Raw genomic sequence first — 24,068 nt, forward strand, 5'->3', positions numbered from 1 at the left:
CTCTATAAAGAAGCAATATGTGAGCCATTCCTCATGGTTTGGCACAGGATGTTCAGGAAAAACCGGGCGATCTTCGGATACCCGGTTTTCTTGCCATCCATAGATGTATATAATAAGGTGAGGAATACTAGCATACTGAATGATGTAAGGAGAGGGATGTTTCATGTCTTTTCAACCGAATCCGGGAGACGAATTGATCATAAACGGCACAGCTTATGTGGTTGGGCGACATCCCGCTGCACCCGGTTTAGCCTATGCTCAAGCAGGGCGACAGGGAATTGTATACCAGTTAAATACCAAAAACGGAGCGCCGCATGAGGCCAAAGCCCTTAAGGTGTTTTTTCCGAAGTTCCGCATCCCGGCTATGGTTTATCAATCGGAGCATATGGAAGCATACGGGGATATTCCCGGTTTGCAGGTATGCAAGCGTGATGTGCTCACTCCAGAAAGAAACGGAAGTCTGATCGCCGAGCAGCCTGATTTGCTGTATGCGGTGCTGATGCCATGGGTTCACGGTATGACATGGTTCGATTGTCTCACAGATCAGCGTCAGCTTGAGGCTTCTGATAGTCTGGCTTTAGCCAGAGCATTGGCAGGGATCGGTTCAGCTATGGAGCAAAAAGGATTGGCGCATTGTGATTTATCGGCGCCGAATGTAATGCTTCCGTTTTTTTCTGAAGTGGAACTGCCTCAAGGCACGTCAGCTGTGGAATTGGTGGACGTGGAACAAATGTATAGTACTAAAATGGATCGTCCAGATGCTCTATTGGCAGGTTCGCCAGGGTATGCTGCCCATCGTACCGTCCACAGCGGGTTATGGAGTGCGTATGCAGACCGTTTTGCAGGGGCAATTATTATAGGAGAAATGCTAGGCTGGTCTGACCGTGTAGTAGTGGACAAAGCGTGGGGCGAAAGTTATTTTGATCAGCATGAAATGCAGACGCCTTGTGAACGTTATTTTATTTTACGAAAATCACTTGAATCCCGGTGGGGCAGCAAGGTGGTAGAATTGTTCAGCCGTGCCTGGGATAGTCAGGATTTAAGCAGTTGCCCTACTTTTGGCGAATGGCTGGTTGTACTTAATGCGGTTACTGAGCAGGAAATTCCAGTTGAGGCAATAGAACCGGAGCCTGCTGCGACAGAAACAATAGAATCGGCAGCGGTGGGCGGCCTTGCCAGTGAAGCTGCACCCTCTTTGTCAGCGCCTGCACCGCTCAAAGCTGAACAGGCTGCATTGCTAAATCAGGCTGCCCTGGAGCAGGGAGAGCGTGGGGTAACGGACAAGCTGTTCCGACAGGCACGTGATTTGGAGCAGCAAAACAAACCTGCTGCAGCGCTAGAAGTATACCGGTCGTTGTATCATTTTGTAGAAGACGGCAGTCCTCTGCATGTGGAGGTGTCGGCTGCGATCACAGGGCTAGAGGAGCAGTTGAATCCCAAGACGCCAGAGCAACCTGAAAAATCAAAAGCCTGGTATCGATCCAAAGCATTTATCGTGACAACTGGGGCCGCAGTCGTTCTATTGGCAGCTGGAATCCCAGCCGTGAATATTCTTGCAGATCAGTCCAATCAGCGGCAAATCGAGGCAGCCAAGCAGGAAGAGGCAGCGAAGGCTGCAAAGGCGGCCGAGGAAAAGCTGGCAGCCGAGCAGGAAGCGGCTCAAAAATTGCTGACGGAGAAACAACGACAGGAAGCGGAACAGCAGACCAAACAACAGGCACTTGCTGCTCAAAAGCAACAGGAGGAGCAGAAGAAACAGCAAGCCCTTATCGCTCAACAGGTTAAATATGAAGCTTATCTCGCCCAAAAGGAACAAAACAAGCAGGCGGCTGCCAAGTTGGCGAAGCAAAAAGCGTATGATCAACAGGCAAAGTATGAAAAATACTTGGCTTTGAAAAAAGAGCAGGAAGCTCGTGCCGCCCAGGAAGAAGCAGCTCGTAAGGCAGCAGCCGAGGCGGAACAAAAGCAAAAAGAGTCCTTGCATGCACGAAACAAGGAGAACGTTCTTCAGCTTATTTCCCTGTACAACAAGGCGTATGCCTCTCAGGAAGGTGGAAGCGCTGCGAAGGCTAAGAGCTTTGCCAAGCGTTTTAGAACACTATATGATAGTAATCCTTCTTATTATCGTTCGGTAGGTGAATTGGGATATCGGGCTTCCTCGATTTATAACTTTTTAGGAGATACGAATTTTAGACTGCCTAAAATTTAATATTTCATATGTTTATATATGGGCGGAATGATAGATACAAAACAGATGGAGATAGAAGGTAACTGAGGGGAGCATGTACAAACTATGAATTATACAATACAGGCTTCACAACGTACTCCCGCCCTAATCATTTACCTGATTGACATCAGCGCGTCGATGAACATGCTGATGGAGGGGCGGCGGCGTATTGACGTTGTATATGAAGCTATATCGTTGGCGATCCGGCAGATGGTTTTTCGGTCAACCAAAGGAAATCGGCTGACAGCGCGCTATCGGATTGCGATTTTGGCTTATAGTGACGACGTGTATGACCTGCTGAATGGTGTTAAGGGGATAGATGAAATTGCGGCCATTGGCTCGTTGCCCGATTTGACACCCAAACGATTCTCAGATTCTGCAAAAGCCTTCTTGCAGGCTGAACGTATTTTGCAGGCGGAATTACCAGGGATGCAGGATTGCCCTGCACCATTGGTCTGTCATATGACAGATGGGGTTTCTACAGGCGATGATCCGGAACCGATTGCGAAGCGTATTATGAGCATGAGTGTACCGGACGGTAATGTACTGGTGGAAAATATATTTTTATCCGACAGGTTGCTGGAAACGCCTATTCAGGACCCCCGTCGCTGGAAAGGTCTGACGCATAATACGCCGTTGCAGGATGAACATGCTGTGAAATTGCGTGATATGTCTTCTGTACTGCCTGAAAGCTATCGAGAAATGCTGTTTGAGGCAGATTATCAGTTAGGTGAAGGAGCCATTATGATGCTGCCCGGAACCTGTGCGGAACTGGTGTCCATTGGGTTCCAAATGTCGGCCGCAACGCCTGTACGGTAAGGAGGTAAAAGCATGAATCCACTGCTGTCCCTGCTCCCGGCGAGCAAAAAAAAGGGAATGAATGCAAGGCTGACTCAGCAATTTGCTTACATAAGCTCTCAGACAGGCGATCAGCCTTTATCATCTCATCACAGTCGTTTTATGTGTCGTTATGGCTATGGAAGATCTGCCGAATCTGCCACTATGGGGGAAAGCGGACAGGATTTTGCCGCAGTACGTATTCATAAATCCGTCTGTTGTTTTGTCTTGTGTGATGGTGTCGGTCTCAGTTACCGAGGAGATTTTGCAGCCCGCTATCTGGGTTCTTCTTTACTGGATTGGATGGAACGGGGACAAGATCTGTCTGCTGATCAATTGAGAGTGTACCTTGAACGTTTGGCAGGTACAGCGGCAGAGGAACTGGGTCGGCAGCCTTTGGATCACGAATCAGGCTTAATGCGTTCGGTATTGGAAGATAAACGTCGTCAGGGAAGCCAGTCCATGTATATTTGCGGTAAAATCGAACTGCCGAAGCGTGGTAGCCGTGGTCGTCTCCGACTTGCCTGGCAAGGAGACTCACGTTTGCGACTATGGAACGGTGCCGAAGAAATTAGCGAGCTGTTCGATCATACTTTCTCTACAGCGGAGCGCTGGTCTACAAGTCGTGGGCCGATTGGAGGGAAGCCTCATTGGTATGAAAGAAGCATACCCGTTGATATGCCGATGAGATTACAGGTATATACGGATGGTTTATCCGATTTAGACCCCATTCGCGAGCCTGTCCCTGATGAGCAGATACAGGTATTGCTGGATGCATCCCATACCGGGGGACTTGATGATGATGCTGCATTTATTGAGTTGCAGTGGTAAATAAATAAGAAAGGACGTTATACAACCATGGATATGGATGTATACGTCCTTTTTTTGATGAATACTTAGAACATAACGATTCTTTAAGATATTTGTAGAATGTAACGATGAAGATAAGGAAAGAGGCGCTAATACGCGTAATATTCGTACTTTTCTTAAATATCGCAAAGGAATAGCAAAAAATGCGCAAAAATAGTGATTATAAAGTATATCCTTTTGGGTAATCTTGTGATTATACAGATTACTGAAAGGGAGCGATACATATGAGCTACACATATGCAGGAGGCGCGCGCTTTGAAGGCAAAACCGCTCTAATCACGGGAGCTGGTTCTGGGATTGGCAAGGCAACGGCCATTCAGATGGCTAGAGAAGGAGCGAATGTCGCTCTTTTTGACGTAAGTAATGAGCGCATTTCGGAGACGGAAAGAGAAATTAATGCTATACGTGAAGGGTCAGCGCGGGCTTTTGACGTGGATATTGCCGATCCGGTGCGTGTGGAAAAAGCAGTTCTGGAAGCGGTTGAATTATTTGGCGGGCTGCATATCATTTTTGCCAATGCCGGGATAAACGGGGTCGTCGGACCGATTGAGGATCTGAGCATTGAGGATTGGCGGCAAACATTGTCCACGAATCTGGATGGTACCTTCCTGACGGTGAAGTATACAATACCACATTTGAAAAAGAACGGTGGCGGCAGCATTATTATTACCAGCTCCATTAATGGAAATCAGCGCTTTACCAGCTTTGGGATGTCAGCCTATAGCACATCGAAGGCGGGTCAAACCGGTTTTGCTAAAATGGCTGCGCTGGAGCTGGCTAAGTTCCGTATTCGTGTGAATGTCATCTATCCGGGTGCCATCTCGACGAATATTGATGAAACCACGGAGAAATCGGAAGGGTTAAAGCAAATTACCATCCCCGTCAAATTTCCCGAGGGAGGACAACCGTTGGCTGATGGACCGGGTCAACCCGAGCAGGTAGCTGATTTGGTGACATTTTTGGCCTCAGATCATTCGCGTCACATTACTGGTGCACAAATTGTCATTGATGGGGCAGAGTCGTTATTGTTTTAGAAAATACTGTCCATACACTGATCGGCAGCCTGGATGACAAATATGTTGATTATTACTTTCATCAGCTTCACGATGCTTGGTGATATGTACAATGCTCGCAATGGGCGCGATGAGAGGCAATGATGCAGGGGAATGAGGCAAGAATATGAGGGCGTACAGGGGATAAAATACGGAAGAACCACCGAAGGATGAAAAATCCAGTGCGGTGGTTCTTTTTTTTCACTCGTCTTGTATGCCATCATTATAGGGGGAGGCGATGAAGGATGTTCCAGGATTTCAAGCTCGTAAGTGACCGCCCGGTCTCGATACAAGTAAAAGAATACGTCAATCGTTTAATTATAAAAGGGGCGCTTCAGGCGGATCAGAAGCTGCCTTCCACACGAGAAATGAGCGTTCTGCTTAAGGTGAGCCGCAATACAGTCATTGCAGCCTATGAAGGCTTGAAGGATGACGGATTTACGTATGCGATTCCCGGAAAGGGTAGTTATGTGGCCGCCATGGTGGGCCAGTCGGCCGTAGATAACGGAGGATCTGACGGCTCTGCCACTTGGGAGATCGACTGGAAGGCAAGAATGAACGAGTATGCTATATCAGCTGTTGACCTGGATATGATGAAGCAGGGCATTCGTGCCCAAAAGGGAACTATCTCGTTCACAAGCATCGCTCCGGATGAGCAACTGTTTGATCTGGGGGATGTAAGGCGAGCTTTTATGGATCGGATGGCAATCGAAGGGCAGGTGCTGCTCAACTACGGCTATGCCAAGGGCTACAAGCCGCTGATTGATTACCTGATGCATTATATGGAGAACAAGGGCGTCGATATAATTGGCAAGGATATGCTTATTACAGGCGGTTTTACAGAAGGCTTTGACATTGTGCTGTCGGCTTTACGCCCTTCTGCACGCCGCGGAGCGGCAATTTGTGAAAATCCGACCCATCACACAGCGATCAAAAATTTGAAGTTGCAAGGATTTGAGATTACTGCCATTCCGATGGAGTGTGACGGTATTGATGTAGAGCGGCTAGAGGAGGTACTGCAGAACAATAGCTTCGATTTGGCCTATTTGACTCCTTCCTATCATAATCCGACAGGCATCGTCATGTCGCCGGCAAAGCGCAGCGCTGTTATGAAATTAATGGCGCGCCATCAGATTCCGGTGATCGAGGATGGATTCAATGAGGAGCTGCGTTACTCGGGAGCGCACATTGCGCCCTTAATAGCGACAGCAGGGCAAGGGAACGGAGTAATCTATATTGGCAGCTTCTCCAAGGTGCTGTTCCCTGGCTTGCGTGTAGGCTGGGTGCTTGGAGACCGAGCACTGATTGACACTCTGGAAAGCATTAAGCGTGCGCGCACCATTCATACCTCAACAATCGATCAATCGATTTTATACCAATATATGCTTAACGGAAATTTCGATAAACATGTAAAAAAAGCACGTACAGAGTATAAGCGCAAATATGAGCTGACAAAGACATGCTGTGAAGTACATCTTCCTGAGGCGCAGGTAACTGGTGACGGGGGCTTGCATTTGTTCCTTACCTTCCCGACAGGTGTAAATACACGCCAGCTGCTAGAAGCTTGCACAGAACAGGGCGTCATTTTCACACCGGGAGACAAGTTTTTTATTCAAGAAGGAGAAGGGACGAATACATTGCGGCTTGGGTTTTCACGAGTAACAGATGAAAATATCGAACGGGGTATTCAAATAATCGGCAAACAGACACGTAACTTTCTTAAAGCATAATGGTTAGAAAAGAGCTACAGAGACGGAATATTGTTCTGGAGAAGCACCAGCGATCAAAAGAACAATCCGTAACCACATAAAGATTTTGAAGAAAAATGAGGTGTCATGATGAAAATTGGTGTTATTATGGGCGGTATTTCCTCTGAGCGTGAGATTTCTCTGCAGACAGGTCAAGAGATGATCAATCATTTGGATCGCAGCCGTTATGAAGTGGTTCCAATTGTGATCGAGCAGCGAGCGGATTTAATCGCGCAGGTCCAGCAGACAGGCATTGATATCGCGCTGTTGGCACTGCATGGTCAGTATGGCGAGGACGGCACGGTGCAGGGAGCGCTGGAGACGCTGGGCATTCCCTACACAGGCAGCGGTGTCCTGGCAAGCAGCTTATGCATGAATAAGCAGTTGTCCAAGATGCTGTTGAAGGCAGCGGGTGTGCATACGCCTTCAGGCCTTTACTGGCAGGGGATGGACGATTATGATCCGCAGGTGGTGGAGCGTTTGGGCTACCCGGTTATTGTGAAGCCGAATACAGGGGGATCCAGCATCGGCATCCAGCTTGTACAAAATGAGAAGGAACTGCTGTCGGCTGTTCAGGGGGCTTGCAGCTTGGATCAAGCGATCTTGATTGAGTCCTATTATGAAGGGACGGAGATTACCTGCTCCATCGTAGATGGCGAGGTATTACCAATTATTAGAATTAGCTCCGCTCGTTCGAAGTGGTTCGACTACAAAGCAAAATATGAGGTCGGCGGCGCTGAGGAGAAGGTGGTCGAGCTTCCCACCGTTATTGAACAGCGTGTGCGCGAGGCGGCACTGGCCAGCTACCGACTGCTGCAATGCAAGGTCTATGCAAGGGTCGATATGATTTTGTGTCAGGATAGACCTCACGTGCTGGAAGTGAACACATTACCAGGAATGACCGCCAACAGCCTGTTTCCGAAAAGTGCGGCAGCTGCGGGTATAACCTTTACACAGCTACTGGACCTTATTATTGCCAGCTCGCTCCATGAGCGGAAACAGGAATGGAGGATGGCGTAATATGTTTAGTGAAAAGGGGACAGGGCGGTTTGTATCCACGCGTGTACGGGATATTCGCCCATCGGGAATTCGCGCTTTTTTTGATCTGAATGCAGCAGGCGGAGGTACAATCGCCCTTGGGGTCGGAGAGCCTGATTTCGTTACACCGGAAAAGGTACGTGAAGCTTGCATTCAAGCATTGCGTGAAGGACAGACGAAATATACTTCGAATGCCGGCTTGATGGAGCTGCGGGAGGAGATCTCTGCTTATTTTTCCGGCAGCTTCGCGCTTTCCTATGATCCTGAGCAGGAAATGATCGTGACGGTGGGGAGCAGTGAAGCCGTCGACCTGGCGCTGCGAGCAGTGATCGATCCGGGTGACGAGGTGCTGATTCCAGCACCAAGCTATATTGCCTATGAACCCATTACCCATCTGCATGGCGGTAAAATTGTAGAGGTGGCGGCTACGGCAAAGGAGCAATTCAAGCTGACCCCGCAAGCGCTGCAAGCGGCAATTACACCTCATTCAAAGGTTTTAATGATCAATTATCCCTGTAATCCAACTGGAACAGTTATGACGGAGCAGGATTGGCTGCCGATTACAGAGCTCATTATCAAACATAATCTGGTCGTCATTTCGGATGAAGTGTATGCCGAACTGACTTACGGGAGAAAGCATGTCAGTATCGCCTCTTTGCCGGGCATGAAGGAGCGTACGATTGTCATCAGTGGTTTTTCCAAAGCATTTGCGATGACAGGCTGGCGGGTAGGCTATGCGTGCGGTCTGCATGAGCTGATTGCCGGCATGCTGAAAATCCACCAGTACACAGCCATGTGTGCGCCCACCATTGCACAGATTGCTGCGCTGGAATCATTGCGCCATGGCTTGGCTGCCAAGGACGAGATGATGGCGAGCTACAATGAACGTCGCAAGCTGTTTGTGGCCGGCTTGAATGCAATCGGGCTTGCTTGTCATGAGCCTGAAGGGGCTTTCTATGCCTTTCCTTCAATTACTTCTACTGGCATGTCATCTGAGCAGTTTGCACTTCGTATGCTGAAGGAAGCGAAGGTGGCGGTCGTACCGGGACATGTATTCGGATCAGGCGGAGAGGGCTTTATTCGCTGCTCATATGCAGCCTCGCTCGTCGATTTGGAGAAGGCGCTGGAACGGATGGGAAGGTTTATGCAGGTAATGCAGCCGGTATGATGAACAGGGTTAATAACTCAACTTTTGCCGAACGTCTTTATGAAATATTTTACAATACCTTTATGTTTTTTGAAAACATAAAGGTATTTTTCTAGGGCCTGTATTCAAACTATAAATCATAGTTAAATGATGGTAAATTGAGATATGAAAAGACGATACGAAATACGCGACGATCAATGGGATCAAATTAAAAAACGATCATGCCATTTTGCATTAATTGAACATGTGGAACCCGTCGGTGATCAGCGGCATTACCCGCACAGCCAGCTCGGAGGGGGGCTCTGTTCTTCCCTCCAGGTTCCAGCGGTAGGTAACACCGTATAAAGACCAGCTTAACAGGGTTGCTGCGGTTGCGAGCGACTTCGAGTCCGCAGCGGCGTCTGCTCCAGAGATCAGCTGAAGGGTGAGTTTCTCAAGATGCAGCTTGATATTTTCTTCAAGCAAGAGGGCCACTGAATCGTATTTCTTGAAGCAGTGGTGGCTTGTTTCATGGTAATTACATAATGCCACAATAAGCTCCAGAAGCGTCTTCTTCGTCAAAGGTCCTTTCGTATCGACTTTACAGACTACCATATTCGTAAATGCGTCCAGCAAAAAGGCTTCGAACAGCGCATATTTATCCGGGAAATGTGCATAGAAGGTCGCCCGGTTAATCGTGGCTGCCTTGGTGATGTCACCGATAGTTATCGAGTTGAAGTCCATGATGTTCAACTGCTGAATGAAAGCATCCAGAATTAATTGACGTGTCCGAATGACGCGCGGGTCGTTTGGATTGGGAGGAAGTACACCAGCCATCCTTTCACTCCTTTCAGTAAAGATACTAATCTCTTATTATAAACATGTGTTGAATAGACAACAATTATTATCTCCCAATACGACAGTTTTTTCACTTCTTGCTTAAGCAACAAATTAGTCGGATTGTTGGTTGAAGCGGGAACAGGAGCTTGATACTATTGCACTCATATCCACTTTGAAAATAATTATTGAAACTATAGGAGGCGTTATTCTTGACTAAAGAGCAGCAGCAAACTCATTCACTGGAGGCCTTATTTGAACCTCATACGGTTCATCAATTAACTATACCTAACCGGATTGTAATGTCGCCGATGGCGCGTGCTTTTGCACCGGAAGGAGTGCCGGGTGAGGATACTGCCGCCTATTACCGACGCCGCGCAGAGAACGGGGTAGGGCTCGTCATCACCGTAGGCATGATCGACCATCCGGCTGCAACAAGTGAGCCCGGACTTCCTAGTATCTTTGGCGAAGCCCCTTTGAACGGCTGGAGGGAAGTGGTCAGACAGGTCCATGAGGCTGGAGGGGTCATATTCCCGCAGTTATCGCATATGGGGATGATTCGCCCCGTGGGTTCCCAGCCTTACCCGGACGCTCCGTCGATTGGGCCTTCGGGACTGGATATGCAGGGGAACAAAGTAAGCGAGCCGATGACGGAAGAAGAAATTGCCAAGGTCATCCAATCCTTTGCCGATGCGGCAGTAAATGCACAGCAGGTTGGCTTCGACGGAATTGAGCTGTCGGGCGGTCACGGCTTACTGATCGACCAATTCTTCTGGGAGAAAACCAATCAACGGACGGACCGCTATGGCGGCGATTTCCTGAAGCGTACCCGGTTTGCAGCCGAGATTGTCCAGGCAGTCCGCGCTGCCGTCGGCCCGGATTATCCGATCTCCATGCGCCTGTCCCAGTGGAAAATGGCAGATTATACGGCGAAGCTGGTAGATACGCCGGAGCAGCTGGAGCAATTCCTGACTGTGCTGGTACAAGCGGGCGTAGACATTTTTCATATCTCGACGCGCCGATTCTGGGAACCGGAATTTGCAGGTTCGGAGCTTAGTCTTGCCGGATGGGTGAGGAAGCTCACCGGGAAGACAACGATTACTGTTGGCTCCGTAGGCATGGACAATGATCCTGCAGATGGAGAGGAGGCAGACAACCAAGGACTGAAGGAGCTGCTGAAGCGGCTGGATAACTGTGAGTTTGATCTGGTAGCTGTCGGACGCGCGCTCCTGGGTGATCCGGCATGGGCGAAGAAAATCCGGGAGGGACGGACAGAGGACATTCTAGCCTTTACTCCTGAGTCTGCAGCCAATCTGTATTGATTGCGTGCTTGTCATAAGAAGGTGACATAAGAAAACCAAACAAGCAGGTTAAGACATCCAGCCTTGATCCGCTTGTTTGATTTCATAAATTAGGGTGATGATATATTTGTATAAAGACAATGTAAACAACCAAACGAAAACAGATGGACGATAAGATCAGAAAAAGAATACACTGACGAAGACGATTGCGGCCTGCTATCCCCAAACCGAAATCCAAAAGTGTATCAGGCTGTGCGGTTTGGAAGGGACGGCGACGGTTCAGTACAATTCCGTTAGGATGGGCTGATCTTACAGCAAAAAGATGATTTTCACTTCCATGGATACCATAAACGCCCGCCGTTAGATACTGTAATGCCCTATTATCTTTTGCCTATACACTGCTGTCCAACGATATGAAATGGGCACTGGAAGCTGTGGGCTTGGATGCTTATGTAGGTTTTCTGCATAGAGGTTGTTCAGAGTGAGCCTTATCGGCATTGGATGTGATGGAAGAACTTCGAGAAGTATATGCCGGCCGTTTTATCCTTACATTGATTAATAAGAAAAATGATTAAATAAAAGATTTTACAAAAAAAGAAAACGGGGCTGCCATGATGAACGATGTTACAAGGAAAAATCGTAATGAAGGCCTGGCACAATGAAACAGGATAGGATTATTTATCCCTATGTGAATGTATTTCGGATTTTACCCAATTCGACGTTTAAAGTACGAACTCGAAGAGTTGATAGACAAAACAGAAGACAGCTTGCGCTTCTACAACTTAGAAGATAACTACAAAAAGAAAGTGGATCATATAGGGGCCAAAGAAGCTTACGATATGGAAAGTCCGCTGATTCTGTAAGGTGCGAATGTGAAGCTCACATAAAAATCCCGGGTCCTTCGCACCTCGAAAAATGTCGAAAAGCAATTGAATCGGTTGCCTTCAGAAAAGGGCAATGGTTGATCCAAGCCTTTTTGGCATCGTTTTTTACGAGAATGTGTGGAATTGATATCATTAGGGTATGAATTACTGCATTTTTGCTGTCGCACTCCATGTGAGTGCGTGAATGATATGAAAAAAGAAGTCTTATTTCGTGGCCTGCCCAGCAGTGAACAAGTGCAAATTTCTTTTTAACGGATTCCTTATTCGACAAATTCCCCCTTACTTTTATACAATAATGAACTAACATTTACTATGTTGAAGTATAAAATAAGGTGGGAGTTGCTTATGAGGATTTCCATTAGTAAGTTTCTAAAGCGTTATGCAACGATTCTATTGAACTACGCAATAGTTATAGGGGTATTTTATGCTTTGGGATATCAGATGAGTGCTATGGGAATCTATGCAATTCTGACAGGAAGAAATAATCAATTTGGCATTATCAAAGCGAGAGAAATGAACCTATGTATCCCTTGATTACATCAAAATCGGGGGATTTTTCATTTGATTAAAAGGTTCAACAGAGTTTCTACCTGGGAACTCTATATCATTTACTAATAGTAAAGAATGTGGAGAGATGAAATAGTCATGTCAACTCTGTGAAACCTTTTATTTCGGCAATCCAATTTTACTTTTGCTATTCGTTTTCACAATCTTCCCTTGTGTGTAAGTTATGCTGAATTTTCGTTATAAACATTAGCTGCATAATATATTGACAGATGGTTAATTATGGAGAAGAATAGAGGGTGATTTTTGAAATAATGGAATTTTTATGTGAAGGGTGGTTATGACTTGAAGCATACACCTACGATTTCAGCGGAGTTTGAGGATTATCTAAAACAAAATGATATGACGTTGAGTCAATTTGCCGAATATTCAGGGGTTCATCAAAGAACACTTAGTCATTGGATTACTCAGCATCGTCCTGTTTCCATACAGCAGCTAGACCGAATCACTGTGGCTATGGATTTGCCAGAAGGCTATTTTTACGATCTATACATAGAAAATTACATCATTGACCTTTCCCCGAATTTTAGGCGAATCGAGCCATTATTGTATCGTTGTGCGGAGCTGGACAAGCTGGATGCAATCCGTCGAATGGTTGGACATATCATGGATAATCCGCTGTATGCGACTAGGCTATTTGATGTTGCAGAAGCATTATTTGAACAGGGACGACATGCTGCTGCGCTGCCTCTCTATGAGAATGTCGCAGAAGTGGAGAAATATCAGCATTCTGAACGCTTGGCCACTTGCCAATATCGTATATTCTCGATTCAAGTTGGAGACGACCAAAGCCGTAATCTCAAGGCAGCAACGCTATTTGAACCCTTCGTGGAACGTCTGGATGAAATAGACCAGCTTGATGCGCTAAAAGATTTGGCGAATGTGTATCGATCTTTGCGCTTGTGGGACAGGCTTGATGTGACCGCTCGAAAAATGAGAGATAAAGCGGAAATCCAATATACATTAGAGCATCAGCAGAAAAAACGAAAGCCTGCGGAACTTGAAAAGAGGCTGAGCCGTCCATTGTTTGTGTATATTACCTATGCTGATTTATTGTGTGCAAGTGTCTGTGAAGCCCAAGGTGATTATCAACAAGCTCTACAATATACATACGCCTACGTTAATTTAGATTGGGTCAAAGAGACGGACGAGGATACTCTGCATTGGATTAAACTATTTCAAAATTGGGCGCTATGTAATACTTACGTTAATAAATTATTATCTGGAGATATAAGTGTGCTTCCGGATTATGTTGAGTATATTAGTGTATCATCAAACACCACTAAAGAAATGGTTACTCAATTATTGAATATTATGATGGCGGCTAACCGATTTCAAGTTGATGTGGATGAAGTACTTAAGCAGTTCGAAACGGAGATAGATTCGATCACCCAACAGCAACCATCTGCTGATATGTACACTCATCAAGTGGTTCCAGAACAATTAACGCGTTTTAAATATGAACTGGCTAAATACTACTTAAATAAAGGTAATTATTCATATGGATTTAAAAATTTACTAGACGTTTTATCTAAATCATTAGTCATTAACAAAGAAGCCTTTTTCATTAGCTGCATAAGATTATTTGAGCAGTTCAAACAATTTGCAGACTTTAGATTGTGTACAAAGTATGAAAGTTTAGTTAGAGAAGGGCGAAAAGAAAGATTATTTTATTATTAATAGTTATTAATCATTTCTCAGTGTTGATTCCAAGTTGAATAAAATAAAATATATATGGAAAACGAAGAAGGCAGAATGTTGCTGTGCAAGTAAAGCGGTCGCCTTTACCACGGATTTTAACCTTAATCTGACTTTATTCAGGAAATACAGGGGCGGTGACGATGGGAAGCAACATCGGGCTGCGTAGTGAATCAATAGTTGAATTTTAAGTTCATTTTGTAGGAGTCTGTTGCATTTTAAATAAACATAAAACGCCAAAAAAGTGCCTCTGGAATGCTCCAGAAGCATTTTTTTTGTCGAGCAAATTTTCAAAAAATCCAAAAATTTACGTTTTGTATTAGGATATGCCACAGAAGGGGGAATCATGCTGATGAATCCAGGCGTGACTTTACTTCGTGTCGAACGGGCCAGGAAAAGACTGTACCAAGTTCAGAAGAAATACGGATTTTTAACGCATCCCAAAGTGATTGAACAATCCATGAAACTGGATGAACTATTGAATCAATACCAAACCTGCAAAATGAAATCTTAGCTAATGTGTGTGCAAGACGCGCTTTTAAAGGAAGAAGACGAACTCCAATCCCCAAACCCCAATCAAAATTCTAAATCCTATACTTATGAAGAGGTGGTAACGTTGTTGAACAAACGAAATCCTGTAACTCCTTTTGGCTGGAAAATCAAACAAAAGCTAGTTGAAATTCAAATGGATCAGAGAACTTTTTGTGACACCTATCATATTCCTGCTAGCCGCTTGTCCAATCTCATTCACGGAACACGTAAGGCAAAAAAATATCGAGTACAAGTATCTCAATTGCTTGGGATCGAAGAATAACCCTCTTTCTCCTTTATGGATACAGGACATCCTAATGATATGTAAGCTACAGTGGCAAAGGACTCCAGGTTTCTTTAATATAGATTGTACATAGGAAGCTTAAAACAAGGAGTGATGGGGATGTTCTCCAGAATGGCAGAGCAGAAGATTGCCGAGGCGATGGCCAAAGGTGAGTTTGATCATTTACCGGGAGCGGGCAAGCCACTGGTCATCGAGGATTTGTCACATGTTCCAGAGGAGCTGCGGATGTCGTACAAGCTGTTGAAGAATGCAGGCATTTTACCGGAAGAGCTTCAGTTACAAAAGGAATGTGTCCAGTTACGTGATTTGCTTCACGCTTGTCATGAGGCAGGAGAGCGAGAGCGGATCAGTCGCAGGCTGACTGAAAAATCACTTCGTCTCCGTATGCTGCTGGAGGAAAGAGGGCTGAATACGTCGTCTGTATTTTATGAATATGAGTCCGCTATGCGTAAGCGACTGGAGGAATAGAAGCGAGAGGAGCAAAGGGCGGAATGCCCTTGCCCGTACACTTTGATTTCTGTGCTTTACCTCATTACCGTTGCAGTGCAGATAATCTCGTGAGGCATTGTTTCGTCAGGATGACAGGTTCTTTGGGCAGTTTGTCCAAATGAAAGTCATCGATTAAATCCTCAGCCTTCACAGGCTCAGGTGAATCCAGCAGCCCGGAAAAATAGGCGAGCCAGCCAATGACTGCTTCCGGTGTGACCCCTTGTCGGCGCATAGCTCGGAGTGCTACGCCACCATGTCGTTTGGCCAGCCTTCGCCCATCAGGGCCTAGGACAAGGGGAGCGTGTGCGAAACGTGGCGGCTGCAACCCCAAAGCTTGGTACAGCAATAGCTGACGGGGCGTTGAATCGAGAAGATCATACCCACGTAGTACGTCGGTCATATGCATATCCGCATCATCGACAACGACAGCAAGCTGATAGGAAAACATGCCGTCGGCTCGTTTGACGATAAAATCGCCCCCTTCTGCCGCACCAAAGGCCACATGACCTGCTAACTGATCATGAAACGAAATAACGTCATCTGGATGTTGCGGTACTTTAAAGCGAAGTGAAGGGAGTTTATGTTGTGCTTTGGCTACGACATCTTGAGAGCTAAGGTTACGACATGCCCCCGAATACGCAGGCCCTTCACCAGACAGTCCATGTGGAGCATGGGCGGCGGCCAGAATGTCGGCCCGACTGCAAAAACAAGGATACAGTAAATCTTGCCTCTGTAGTTTCTCCAATGCAGACTGGTAGCGTTCCAGCCGTTGGCTTTGAGTGTAGGAACCGTAGGGACCGCCTACGTCGGGTCCTTCGTCCCAATTCAGCCCGATCCAGCGCAAGTCTTCCATAATCCCTTGCGCCAACTGGCTGCGAGCTCGCGTCATATCAATATCTTCCATGCGCAAAATATAGGTTCCGCCCAGGGAACGAACGTGCAGCCAGGATAATAAGGCGGTGCGAGCGTTTCCTAAGTGTATCCATCCCGATGGTGTTGGGGCAAATCGTCCTCTGATGGGTTGGGCCTGTAATTCCATACGAAAGTGACCTCGATTCTATGTTCCGTCCTTCAGCAATCCATATCAAACTATATTATAAAACGATCTTGCCGCGAGTGCATCCCGACAGGTATAGGAGCTAACACAGAAAACTTACATAGCTGCGATGGCCAGACGGGAAATTTAAATATCTGTATAATAGATTTAGAAGAATTATGCACGACAGACCGAAGAGAAGTTCCAGAGGGGTAGCTTAACCTTTTCTATTCAGTGCTCGATAATTACAGGTAATGAAAAATTCACAATAATAAAGGAATTAAAACTTAGATTCTACGCATCAAGCGTATCATTGGAGAGATTTCATTGACAGATAAACAACTGCCTATTTTGCAAGTGATCCCCGAGCTTAAACATACACTGCAATCCCATTCGGCGGCGGTACTGATTGCACAGCCGGGAGCGGGGAAAACGACGGTAACACCTCTGGAGCTACTGCATGAGCCGTGGCTGGCAGGGCAAAAAATGATTATGCTGGAGCCGAGGCGTTTGGCAGCGCGTGCAGCAGCAGCGCAAATGGCAAAAGCGCTCGGAGAGCCCACCGGGAAGACCGTGGGTTACCGGGTTCGTATGGATACAAAGGTAGGGCCAAACACACGGATTGAAGTGGTTACGGAGGGCGTACTGACCCGGATACTACAACATGATCAGGCGTTGGAGGGAGTAGGCCTGATTATTTTTGATGAGTTTCATGAACGCAGCCTGCATGCAGATTTGGGATTGGCACTTGCCCTGCAAAGTCAGGCACTGTTGCGACCGGATTTGAAGATATTGATCATGTCTGCCACCCTGGAGGCAGAGCCTGTATGTAGATTATTAGGGGATGCGCCATTGCTGGAATGTCCAGGCACTGTATTTCCGGTAGAAACCTTTCATATGTCCAAACCTTCGTCAACTTCATTAGAGTCCTTTACGGCTGAGACGGTAGAAAAGGTACTCCATGCTCATGAAGGTGATCTGCTGGTGTTTTTACCAGGGGCTAGAGAAATTCACAGAACGGAACGAGAATTGGCTTCAAAGCATTTACCAGCACATGTCAAGGTCATTCCGCTGTATGGGAGCATGAAGCTGGAGCAGCAGGATGAAGCAATACGCCCGTCGGCTTCGGGCAGTCGAAAAGTGGTATTGGCCACCTCAATTGCCGAGTCTAGCTTGACCATCGCCGGAATCACGGTGGTGATCGACAGCGGACTATCGCGGGAGTCTGTATTTTCCGCGCGAACCGGCATGAGCCGTTTGACCACGGTCAAGGTGTCCAAGGCCTCCGCCGATCAGCGGCGCGGACGGGCGGGCCGCCTCCAGCCGGGCGTATGCTACCGGCTGTGGAGCGCGCAGGAGCAAGCCGCGCTCCCCGATGCCAGCCGCCCGGAAATCGCCGCGGCGGATCTGGCCCCGCTCGCGCTGGAGTTGGCGGCCTGGGGCGTGCGCGAGCCCGCCGAGCTGGCCTGGCTGGATGCCCCGCCTGAGGCCGCGTACCGCCAGGCCACAGGTCTGCTGCACCAGCTCGGCTGTCTGGATGAAGCAGCCGATGGCACTACAGGCGGCATTACCGCGCATGGGCGCGAGGTGTCCGCCCTGGGTACGCACCCGCGCCTTGGGCACATGCTGTTGCGCGCAGCCGCCCTCGGCCTGGCACCAACTGCCAGCCGTCTGGCTGCGCTGCTGCAAGAGCGTGACCCGTTCCGCGCTCATGGCGGAACGGATTTGCGCCCGCGACTGGATGCCCTGCGCGAGGCGGCCCATGCCCGCAGTACGCACAGCCTGCTGCGGACGGCAGACGATACGGTGATTCGCCGTATCGTGCAAGAGAGCCGGCAGCTGCTAGCCACGCTGCCAACAGCAGCCGCAGCGCAGTACGAGCCTGACGGCTCCGCGGCTTGCGGGCTGCTGTTGGCCTTTGCGTATCCGGATCGGATCGCGCAGGGCCGGGGGGATGGCCGCTTTTTGCTTAGCGGCGGTCGGGGGGCGCGACTCCGACAAGTGGAGTGGATGTCGCGTTCGTCCTATCTCGTCGCCGCTGAAGTGGACGACGAGGGAGCAGACGGTGCTATTCAGTTGGCGGCACCAATTGAACTGCAAGAGCTGGTCGAGCATTGCAGTGAAATGCTGTTGGAACAAGCTAACGTATACTGGGATAGCTCCGCCTCAGCAGTGAGAGCCCGCAAGGTACTGCGGCTGGGCTCACTCGTCTTAAAGGAAACGTCCTATGAGCGACCTCCGGCAGAGGAAGTAGCTGCTGCCTTGATGCAGGGTGTCCGTGAACGTGGTCTAAAGCTGCTGTCATGGAATCGGCAAACCCTCCAGTTGCAGGCGCGTTTGATTTTTATGCACTTCTCGGCCCCTGAGGACTGGCCGGATTGCACGGAATCGGCATTGCTGGATTCTCTGGAAGCGTGGCTGCTACCTTTTGCTATAGGAGCCAAAAATGTATCCGATCTGCAACGGCTGGACAGTGCTGCATTGCTGCTTGGCAGGCTGGATTGGGAACAGCGGCAGCAGCTTGATCAGGAAGCGCCGACGCATATCCGTGTACCCAGCGGTTCCCGCATTCCTGTCGATTATTCGAACCCTGAGGCACCAGCGCTGGCCGTACGACTACAAGAGTTGTTCGGTATGAGGGATACGCCTCGTATTGGACGCGGACGTGTGCCGATTGTGCTGCATTTACTGTCACCTGCCCAGCGACCTGTCCAAGTGACTTCCGACTTGTCCAGCTTCTGGAGCGAGGCTTATTTTGAAGTCAAAAAGGATCTGAAAGGCAGATATCCCAAGCATTATTGGCCGGATGATCCACTGGAAGCTGTGGCGACCAACAGAGCAAAGCCAAAGCGTTAAATAGAAGCTGGTTTATGCTAATCGACTTTTTGAATTTTTGTAAAATCGTTTAAACGTCATAATAGTGGGGTAATGAAAAACGAACCACTCAACACTAAAATATTTGGGAGGTAACTATCATGGCTAATAACTTAAACGATTATAATGAAAAGAAAATTGTCGGTGTTTTTGATACAGAACAGGAAGCGTCTCGTGCGATTGGACAATTGCAGAGCAAAGGAATTCCAAGCAGTGAGATTTCTGTGATCACACGTGACCGTGACGATCTAAGGGCGATTAGTGAAGAGACAGGCACCAAGGCACCGGAGGGTGTAGCGACAGGTGCGGCTACAGGTGGAGTTGTAGGCGGTGTCGCTGGCTTGCTGGCAGGCATTGGGGCCTTGGCTATTCCGGGTATCGGACCTATCCTTGCCGCTGGACCTATCGCGGCTACTCTTACCGGAGCAGCTGTCGGAGCGGGAGCAGGTGGCTTGGTCGGTGGATTGGTCGGACTGGGCATTCCAGAGGATGATGCACGTCAATACGAGACATACGTCGATCAGGGCAAGATTTTAGTGCTGGTGGATTCCGCTGACCATCACAGGGATATTTATGATATTTTCCGCACCAACCGTTCGCTGAATGCGGATCGTTACAGAACGTATGATGATACGGTGGCGGACACGCCGCGTACAGATGTGTACACAGATACTAGAAGGAACCTGTAAACACTTTACGGCTAGTTAAGAAAGTGATGTACAGTAGGCTTTCCTATTTCCTTTGCATATAGGTTGTTATTACAGCAGCAGTCTCCCTGAGAGGGAGGACTGCTGCTTTTACATATTTTTACTCATTGATAAACCTGAGATAAATGATGCTTTGCATACCGTTGGCACGTTTAACCTTCTATATATTTTTACAGAATTGTCGTTATAATAGATTGAGGATTTTGCAAAAATCCTGGATTTATAAATTGCTAGATGTAACAGGAGAGTGACATGAGTCAAAAAGAGAGAATTTCCGAAGTCGCTTTGCTGAGAGGGCTGGCTTTTGCGGCCGTTGTTCTTCAGCATTCCGTCGCACACTATGCGGTTGCGCAGGGGGCGCGCATCCAGGACGGGGTATTGATGACACTTTTACTGCTATGTTCCAAATTTGCAGTTCCTGTGTTTGTATTTATCACTGGAATGGTGTTATTTTACAATTATGATGGAGCCTTAAAGTACGGAACGTTTTTACGTAAAAGATTCATGGACATCATCGTTCCTTATATCATATGGTCTCTTTTATACGAATTGGGAAATCAGCTTGCCCAAAGTGGTGGATATATTCACCCGCTGGATTTTTTCCAGAAGTTGTTGAACGGGAAAAGCAGCTATCATCTATGGTACATCGTTATGATTATCCAATGTTATGTGTTATTTCCCGTGTTTCGTTATGCCGTTCGCCGTTTGTCTGCGTTACTGCCGTCAAAATGGCGACCCGCTGCATTGGCTGGATTCGGCGTGCTATATATTTTGCTCATGTTCGCCGTTGGACCCGTATACCAAGCGATGGATAAGCTCCAGCTTCCGGTCATTACCTCTTGGTTTACCCAGTACGCTGACCGGAATGTGATCTATTTTTTCTTTTATTTTGTGCTAGGAGCGGCAGCCGGGATGAACGTCAAGCGTTGGAATGCTTGGGTAACCAAAGCACAGATGATATACTGGCCGTTGTTTATCGTGATTACAGGCTACTTACTGTATGAGATGATCGGTCAGTTCCAGACGCCGCGAGGTACAGTTCTTTCCTTTAACTATTTGTCTCTGCTGCGTCCGGTCATGGCTGTATATTGCGTTGCGTCTATTTTTGTAGCTTATCGGGTAGCGACGTGGATTGCTCATAAGGGGGGACGTGCGGCGAGTATGCTGACGGCCATCGGAACGTTGTCCTATGGAGCGTATCTCATGCATGCCTTTATGCTACGTGTGACCTATTATTTTGACGAGAGGTTGTTTGCAGACTGGAGTCACGTTCTTCGTACGCTGGCTTCATTCGTTCTCTGTATGATCTTTTCCGTTGCCGGAACATGGCTGCTGGCACGTTTGCCTCTGGGCAAATGGATCGTGGGGCTTCGGGTTCGTCCTCGCCCGACTGGAGGTCCGCCAGCCTTACAAAAGCAAGCCTGATTTGATAACCCAATCACATATGTTCACAGGAGTATCCCAAAGCCAAGAAATAAGGCCAAGGGATACTTTTCTATCTACATTTGTTTAATAGTATACATACTGATAGACTGGATGTTCCTTTACTAGTAAGGTGAAGGAACATCCATTATGGGAGGGTCGCAAAATGAGTGGTCCAGATACAAGAAGCGTTTTTCCGATGAAAAATATTAGAAGTCTGTGTTTTTTGAACAATGTAGTGGTTAATCCATATATCGAAATCGGGGATTATACCTATTATGACGATGATGATAACCCTTTGGATTTTGAGAAAAATGTCCTTTATCATTTTGATTTTATAGGGGACAAATTAAAGATTGGTAAGTTTTGCGCGATTGCAGCCAAAGCCAAATTTATTATGAATGGCGCTAATCATAATACCAATGCGTTTACCACTTTTCCTTTTGGAGCGTTTGGTGGAGATTGGGAAGTTGGTGTACCCAATTTAAGCGGGGGCTACAAAGGGGACACTGTGGTTGGAAATGATGTTTGGATTGGCTACAATGCTAGCATTATGCCCGGAGTTCAAATTGGTGATGGCGCGATCATTGCGTCAAATGCCGTGGTGACTAAAGATGTTCTGCCATATTCCATTGTAGGAGGAAATCCCGCGAAGTTAATTCGTTATCGGTTTGATAAGGAAACTATAGCTATGCTCCAAACACTGAAATGGTGGGACTGGGACATCCAAAAAATAACAGAATATATTCCTGTTTTGACAAGTAACGATACGGAGGCCTTAAAACAATTAATCCAGTCTTCGCAATCGTAACTCTATTTTTTTAGCTTTAGTTACATTATTTCAACATATGAAAAATTCATAATAGAAAGAACAATAAAATCATTTCTCAGCGCTTCGCACACTACTCTATATCGCCTCATTCTATATCTCTCACCATCTTAAAACAGGTCACAAGGGATGGAGAGTTCTCATAAACTCTTATCTCATCAGAGGAAATAGTGTATGGACGCAGAGTGGTTTATAATGGAAGATAAGGTGCACGAATAAGGTGTGGAGGAGGCTGTGAAATGGCGTTTATGATATCCCAGCGGGCTTTTATCAAAATTTATCTGATCACAATGGTGGAGAGGCATCGCGGTTATGGATATCAGATGCTCGAATCGATGAAGGATGAGTTTAGTGGCTTTGGATATGTTCCGCCTCAGAGCGAGGTTTACCGGGCGTTGCATGAGCTGGTACAGGAAGGCGTTTTTTACCGTACCAAGCGATTGAAAGGAACAGACCCGCGCGTGGATTTTCAGGAGATTGTACTCTATCACTTTACAGATGATGGGGAGGAGAAAGCACGATTGTACAAGAAGCAGGTCAAAGCTGATTTGGACCGTTGCTTAGGTATGCTGCATAAAGCGGAACAAGACAACTATTCCTAACCACGAAAGGATGAGAATGATGGGTAGAAAGCTGAAATGGGGAATTTTGGGCACTGCGGAGATCGCCCAAATCGCTGTAATCCCTGCAATTCAGCAATCTGAACGCGGAGAAGTGCTTGGGATTGCTAGTCGTAATGCGGATAAAGCCGCTGAGGCCGCCCGGGAATTCGATATTCCAAAAAGTTATGGAAGCTATGATGAACTGTTGGCTGATCCCGAAATCGGAGCGGTGTACATTCCGTTGCCAAACCATCTGCATGAAGAGTGGACCATTCGGGCAGCGGAGGCTGGGAAGCACGTTTTGTGTGAAAAACCATCTTCTCTTAGCTCGGCTGGGACAAGCCGCATGATTGAAGCATGTCAACGTGCAGGAGTGATCTTTGCAGAGGCTTTTATGTATCGCTATCATCCCAAACATCGAAGAATTAAGGAAATTATCAATAGTGGGGAAATTGGTGACATTCGCGGCATCCATTGCACGTTTACGTTTAACAATACCGATCAGGCAGATAATGTGCGCTTTAATAAAAACATGGGCGGCGGCTCGCTATATGATGTGGGCGTCTATCCGATATCAGCCGCTCGTATGTATTTGGACCGGGAGCCGGAGGCAGTGACGGTACATGCCTTATTTTCCCCGGAGCATGACAACGTCGATATGATGGCTTCCGGCTTGCTGGAATTTCCGGGTGGAGTCAACCTTACTTTCGATTGTGGCATGTGGGCAGCCAACCGTTCCAACATGGAAATTCTCGGTAGCAAGGGTACGATTGCGATGCCCAAAATGTTCGGTTGGGAAAGAACGTCTGTGGTACCGCAAATTTTCGTCCACGTCGGTTCGGTTACGCGTGAGGAACGTCTGAAAGGTTTTAATTCCTTTGAACTGCAAGCGGATGCTTTTGCTAAAGCGGTGCTTGACGGTGTCCCGTTGCCGTATGAGCCAGAAGATGCGGTGAGCAATATGAAGGTGATCGACGCTTGTATTGAGTCAGCTCGCAGTCGAAAACGGATAGAAATTGGATAAACGGGATCACCGTATTCCCGTAAGGCATAAAAAAGCAGCCTGTCCAAAGGACAAGCTGCTTTTTTAGA

20 protein-coding genes and 1 pseudogene are annotated in these 24,068 nt (G+C 47.4%); 19 read left to right on the forward strand and 2 right to left on the reverse strand.

The genetic code is table 11. The annotated features are described in order from the left end of the window. Positions 1–163 precede the first annotated feature (163 nt). The 7 genes from ACWGXJ_RS10665 (at position 164) to ACWGXJ_RS10695 (ending at position 8,940) form a co-directional block, all read left to right on the forward strand. Positions 164–2,209 carry a hypothetical protein gene (locus ACWGXJ_RS10665; protein ID WP_452566697.1) on the forward strand — a complete coding sequence of 682 codons (2,046 nt, stop codon included), beginning with the start codon at positions 164–166 and terminating at the stop codon, positions 2,207–2,209. 84 nt (positions 2,210–2,293) lie between these two features. Further along, positions 2,294–3,046 carry a vWA domain-containing protein gene (locus ACWGXJ_RS10670; RefSeq protein WP_013309992.1) on the forward strand — a complete coding sequence of 251 codons (753 nt, stop codon included), beginning with the start codon at positions 2,294–2,296 and terminating at the stop codon, positions 3,044–3,046. A gap of 12 nt (positions 3,047–3,058) precedes the next feature. After that, complete coding sequence (locus ACWGXJ_RS10675; protein WP_452566698.1) at positions 3,059–3,895, forward strand: hypothetical protein; 837 nt, start codon at positions 3,059–3,061, stop codon at positions 3,893–3,895. Between the two features lie 263 nt (positions 3,896–4,158). Then, positions 4,159–4,968 carry an SDR family oxidoreductase gene (locus ACWGXJ_RS10680; protein ID WP_061829403.1) on the forward strand — a complete coding sequence of 270 codons (810 nt, stop codon included), beginning with the start codon at positions 4,159–4,161 and terminating at the stop codon, positions 4,966–4,968. A 263-nt stretch (positions 4,969–5,231) separates the two neighbouring features. Next, entirely contained in the window at positions 5,232–6,716 is a 1,485-nt protein-coding gene (locus ACWGXJ_RS10685) for an aminotransferase-like domain-containing protein (protein WP_452566699.1), read from the forward strand. 108 nt (positions 6,717–6,824) lie between these two features. Then, entirely contained in the window at positions 6,825–7,754 is a 930-nt protein-coding gene (locus ACWGXJ_RS10690; protein ID WP_452567889.1) for a D-alanine--D-alanine ligase, read from the forward strand. Between the two features lies 1 nt (position 7,755). Beyond that, on the forward strand, positions 7,756–8,940 hold the full coding sequence (locus tag ACWGXJ_RS10695; RefSeq protein ID WP_452566700.1) for an aminotransferase class I/II-fold pyridoxal phosphate-dependent enzyme: 1,185 nt from the start codon (positions 7,756–7,758) through the stop codon (positions 8,938–8,940). Positions 8,941–9,153: 213 nt separating this feature from the next. Here ACWGXJ_RS10695 and ACWGXJ_RS10700 read toward each other — a convergent pair whose 3' ends face one another. After that, positions 9,154–9,735, reverse strand: coding sequence for a TetR/AcrR family transcriptional regulator (locus ACWGXJ_RS10700; protein ID WP_134902881.1), 582 nt, complete (start codon positions 9,733–9,735; stop codon positions 9,154–9,156). A gap of 212 nt (positions 9,736–9,947) precedes the next feature. Here ACWGXJ_RS10700 and ACWGXJ_RS10705 point away from each other — a divergent pair, with 212 nt between their 5' ends. From ACWGXJ_RS10705 to ACWGXJ_RS10730, 6 genes and pseudogenes are all read left to right on the forward strand, one after another. Next, the gene (locus ACWGXJ_RS10705; RefSeq protein ID WP_165175570.1) at positions 9,948–11,057 is read left to right on the forward strand and encodes an NADH:flavin oxidoreductase; all 1,110 of its coding nucleotides are present in this window, start codon (positions 9,948–9,950) and stop codon (positions 11,055–11,057) included. A 205-nt stretch (positions 11,058–11,262) separates the two neighbouring features. Then, positions 11,263–11,730, forward strand: a pseudogene (gene cas1, locus ACWGXJ_RS10710) (CRISPR-associated endonuclease Cas1); the annotation flags it as partial. A 1,039-nt stretch (positions 11,731–12,769) separates the two neighbouring features. After that, complete coding sequence (locus ACWGXJ_RS10715; protein WP_452566701.1) at positions 12,770–14,164, forward strand: helix-turn-helix domain-containing protein; 1,395 nt, start codon at positions 12,770–12,772, stop codon at positions 14,162–14,164. A gap of 364 nt (positions 14,165–14,528) precedes the next feature. Continuing rightward, entirely contained in the window at positions 14,529–14,696 is a 168-nt protein-coding gene (locus ACWGXJ_RS10720) for an aspartyl-phosphate phosphatase Spo0E family protein (protein WP_019687040.1), read from the forward strand. Between the two features lie 105 nt (positions 14,697–14,801). Beyond that, positions 14,802–14,996, forward strand: a complete 195-nt coding sequence (locus tag ACWGXJ_RS10725; protein ID WP_061829457.1) for a hypothetical protein — start codon at positions 14,802–14,804, stop codon at positions 14,994–14,996. 114 nt (positions 14,997–15,110) lie between these two features. Continuing rightward, positions 15,111–15,485, forward strand: a complete 375-nt coding sequence (locus ACWGXJ_RS10730) for a DnaJ family domain-containing protein (RefSeq protein ID WP_165176685.1) — start codon at positions 15,111–15,113, stop codon at positions 15,483–15,485. Positions 15,486–15,549: 64 nt separating this feature from the next. Here ACWGXJ_RS10730 and gluQRS read toward each other — a convergent pair whose 3' ends face one another. Next, positions 15,550–16,545, reverse strand: a complete 996-nt coding sequence (gluQRS, locus tag ACWGXJ_RS10735; RefSeq protein WP_452566702.1) for a tRNA glutamyl-Q(34) synthetase GluQRS — start codon at positions 16,543–16,545, stop codon at positions 15,550–15,552. Between the two features lie 324 nt (positions 16,546–16,869). On the opposite strand from gluQRS, the gene hrpB reads away from it, so the two are divergent. The 6 genes from hrpB to ACWGXJ_RS10765 all read left to right on the forward strand — a co-directional run bounded on the left by hrpB (position 16,870) and on the right by ACWGXJ_RS10765 (position 24,000). Next, a complete protein-coding gene (gene hrpB / locus ACWGXJ_RS10740; protein WP_452566703.1) occupies positions 16,870–19,398 on the forward strand; it encodes an ATP-dependent helicase HrpB in 2,529 nt (842 codons plus the stop codon). A 119-nt stretch (positions 19,399–19,517) separates the two neighbouring features. Further along, positions 19,518–20,105, forward strand: coding sequence for a general stress protein (locus ACWGXJ_RS10745; RefSeq protein ID WP_452566704.1), 588 nt, complete (start codon positions 19,518–19,520; stop codon positions 20,103–20,105). Positions 20,106–20,375: 270 nt separating this feature from the next. Beyond that, positions 20,376–21,548: an acyltransferase gene (locus ACWGXJ_RS10750; RefSeq protein WP_452566705.1), complete on the forward strand. Its 1,173-nt coding sequence runs from the start codon at positions 20,376–20,378 to the stop codon at positions 21,546–21,548. Between the two features lie 163 nt (positions 21,549–21,711). Beyond that, the gene (locus tag ACWGXJ_RS10755) at positions 21,712–22,356 is read left to right on the forward strand and encodes a CatB-related O-acetyltransferase (RefSeq protein ID WP_452566706.1); all 645 of its coding nucleotides are present in this window, start codon (positions 21,712–21,714) and stop codon (positions 22,354–22,356) included. Positions 22,357–22,613: 257 nt separating this feature from the next. Then, the gene (locus ACWGXJ_RS10760) at positions 22,614–22,976 is read left to right on the forward strand and encodes a helix-turn-helix transcriptional regulator (RefSeq protein ID WP_013310011.1); all 363 of its coding nucleotides are present in this window, start codon (positions 22,614–22,616) and stop codon (positions 22,974–22,976) included. A gap of 19 nt (positions 22,977–22,995) precedes the next feature. After that, the gene (locus tag ACWGXJ_RS10765; RefSeq protein ID WP_061830313.1) at positions 22,996–24,000 is read left to right on the forward strand and encodes a Gfo/Idh/MocA family protein; all 1,005 of its coding nucleotides are present in this window, start codon (positions 22,996–22,998) and stop codon (positions 23,998–24,000) included. The last annotated feature ends 68 nt before the right edge of the window (positions 24,001–24,068 follow it).

It is taken from the genome of Paenibacillus sp. S33, from assembly GCF_053615415.1.

Bases quoted from the DNA above. Each gene is read 5' to 3' on its own strand.
- ACWGXJ_RS10665 (WP_452566697.1), top strand. From the start codon at position 164: ATGTCTTTTCAACCGAATCCGGGAGACGAATTGATCATAAACGGCACA.
- ACWGXJ_RS10670 (WP_013309992.1), top strand. From the start codon at position 2,294: ATGAATTATACAATACAGGCTTCACAACGTACTCCCGCCCTAATCATT.
- ACWGXJ_RS10675 (WP_452566698.1), top strand. From the start codon at position 3,059: ATGAATCCACTGCTGTCCCTGCTCCCGGCGAGCAAAAAAAAGGGAATG.
- ACWGXJ_RS10680 (WP_061829403.1), top strand. From the start codon at position 4,159: ATGAGCTACACATATGCAGGAGGCGCGCGCTTTGAAGGCAAAACCGCT.
- ACWGXJ_RS10685 (WP_452566699.1), top strand. From the start codon at position 5,232: ATGTTCCAGGATTTCAAGCTCGTAAGTGACCGCCCGGTCTCGATACAA.
- ACWGXJ_RS10690 (WP_452567889.1), top strand. From the start codon at position 6,825: ATGAAAATTGGTGTTATTATGGGCGGTATTTCCTCTGAGCGTGAGATT.
- ACWGXJ_RS10695 (WP_452566700.1), top strand. From the start codon at position 7,756: ATGTTTAGTGAAAAGGGGACAGGGCGGTTTGTATCCACGCGTGTACGG.
- ACWGXJ_RS10700 (WP_134902881.1), bottom strand. From the start codon at position 9,735: ATGGCTGGTGTACTTCCTCCCAATCCAAACGACCCGCGCGTCATTCGG.
- ACWGXJ_RS10720 (WP_019687040.1), top strand. From the start codon at position 14,529: ATGCTGATGAATCCAGGCGTGACTTTACTTCGTGTCGAACGGGCCAGG.
- ACWGXJ_RS10730 (WP_165176685.1), top strand. From the start codon at position 15,111: ATGGGGATGTTCTCCAGAATGGCAGAGCAGAAGATTGCCGAGGCGATG.
- gluQRS (WP_452566702.1), bottom strand. From the start codon at position 16,545: ATGGAATTACAGGCCCAACCCATCAGAGGACGATTTGCCCCAACACCA.
- ACWGXJ_RS10745 (WP_452566704.1), top strand. From the start codon at position 19,518: ATGGCTAATAACTTAAACGATTATAATGAAAAGAAAATTGTCGGTGTT.
- ACWGXJ_RS10750 (WP_452566705.1), top strand. From the start codon at position 20,376: ATGAGTCAAAAAGAGAGAATTTCCGAAGTCGCTTTGCTGAGAGGGCTG.
- ACWGXJ_RS10755 (WP_452566706.1), top strand. From the start codon at position 21,712: ATGAGTGGTCCAGATACAAGAAGCGTTTTTCCGATGAAAAATATTAGA.
- ACWGXJ_RS10760 (WP_013310011.1), top strand. From the start codon at position 22,614: ATGGCGTTTATGATATCCCAGCGGGCTTTTATCAAAATTTATCTGATC.
- ACWGXJ_RS10765 (WP_061830313.1), top strand. From the start codon at position 22,996: ATGGGTAGAAAGCTGAAATGGGGAATTTTGGGCACTGCGGAGATCGCC.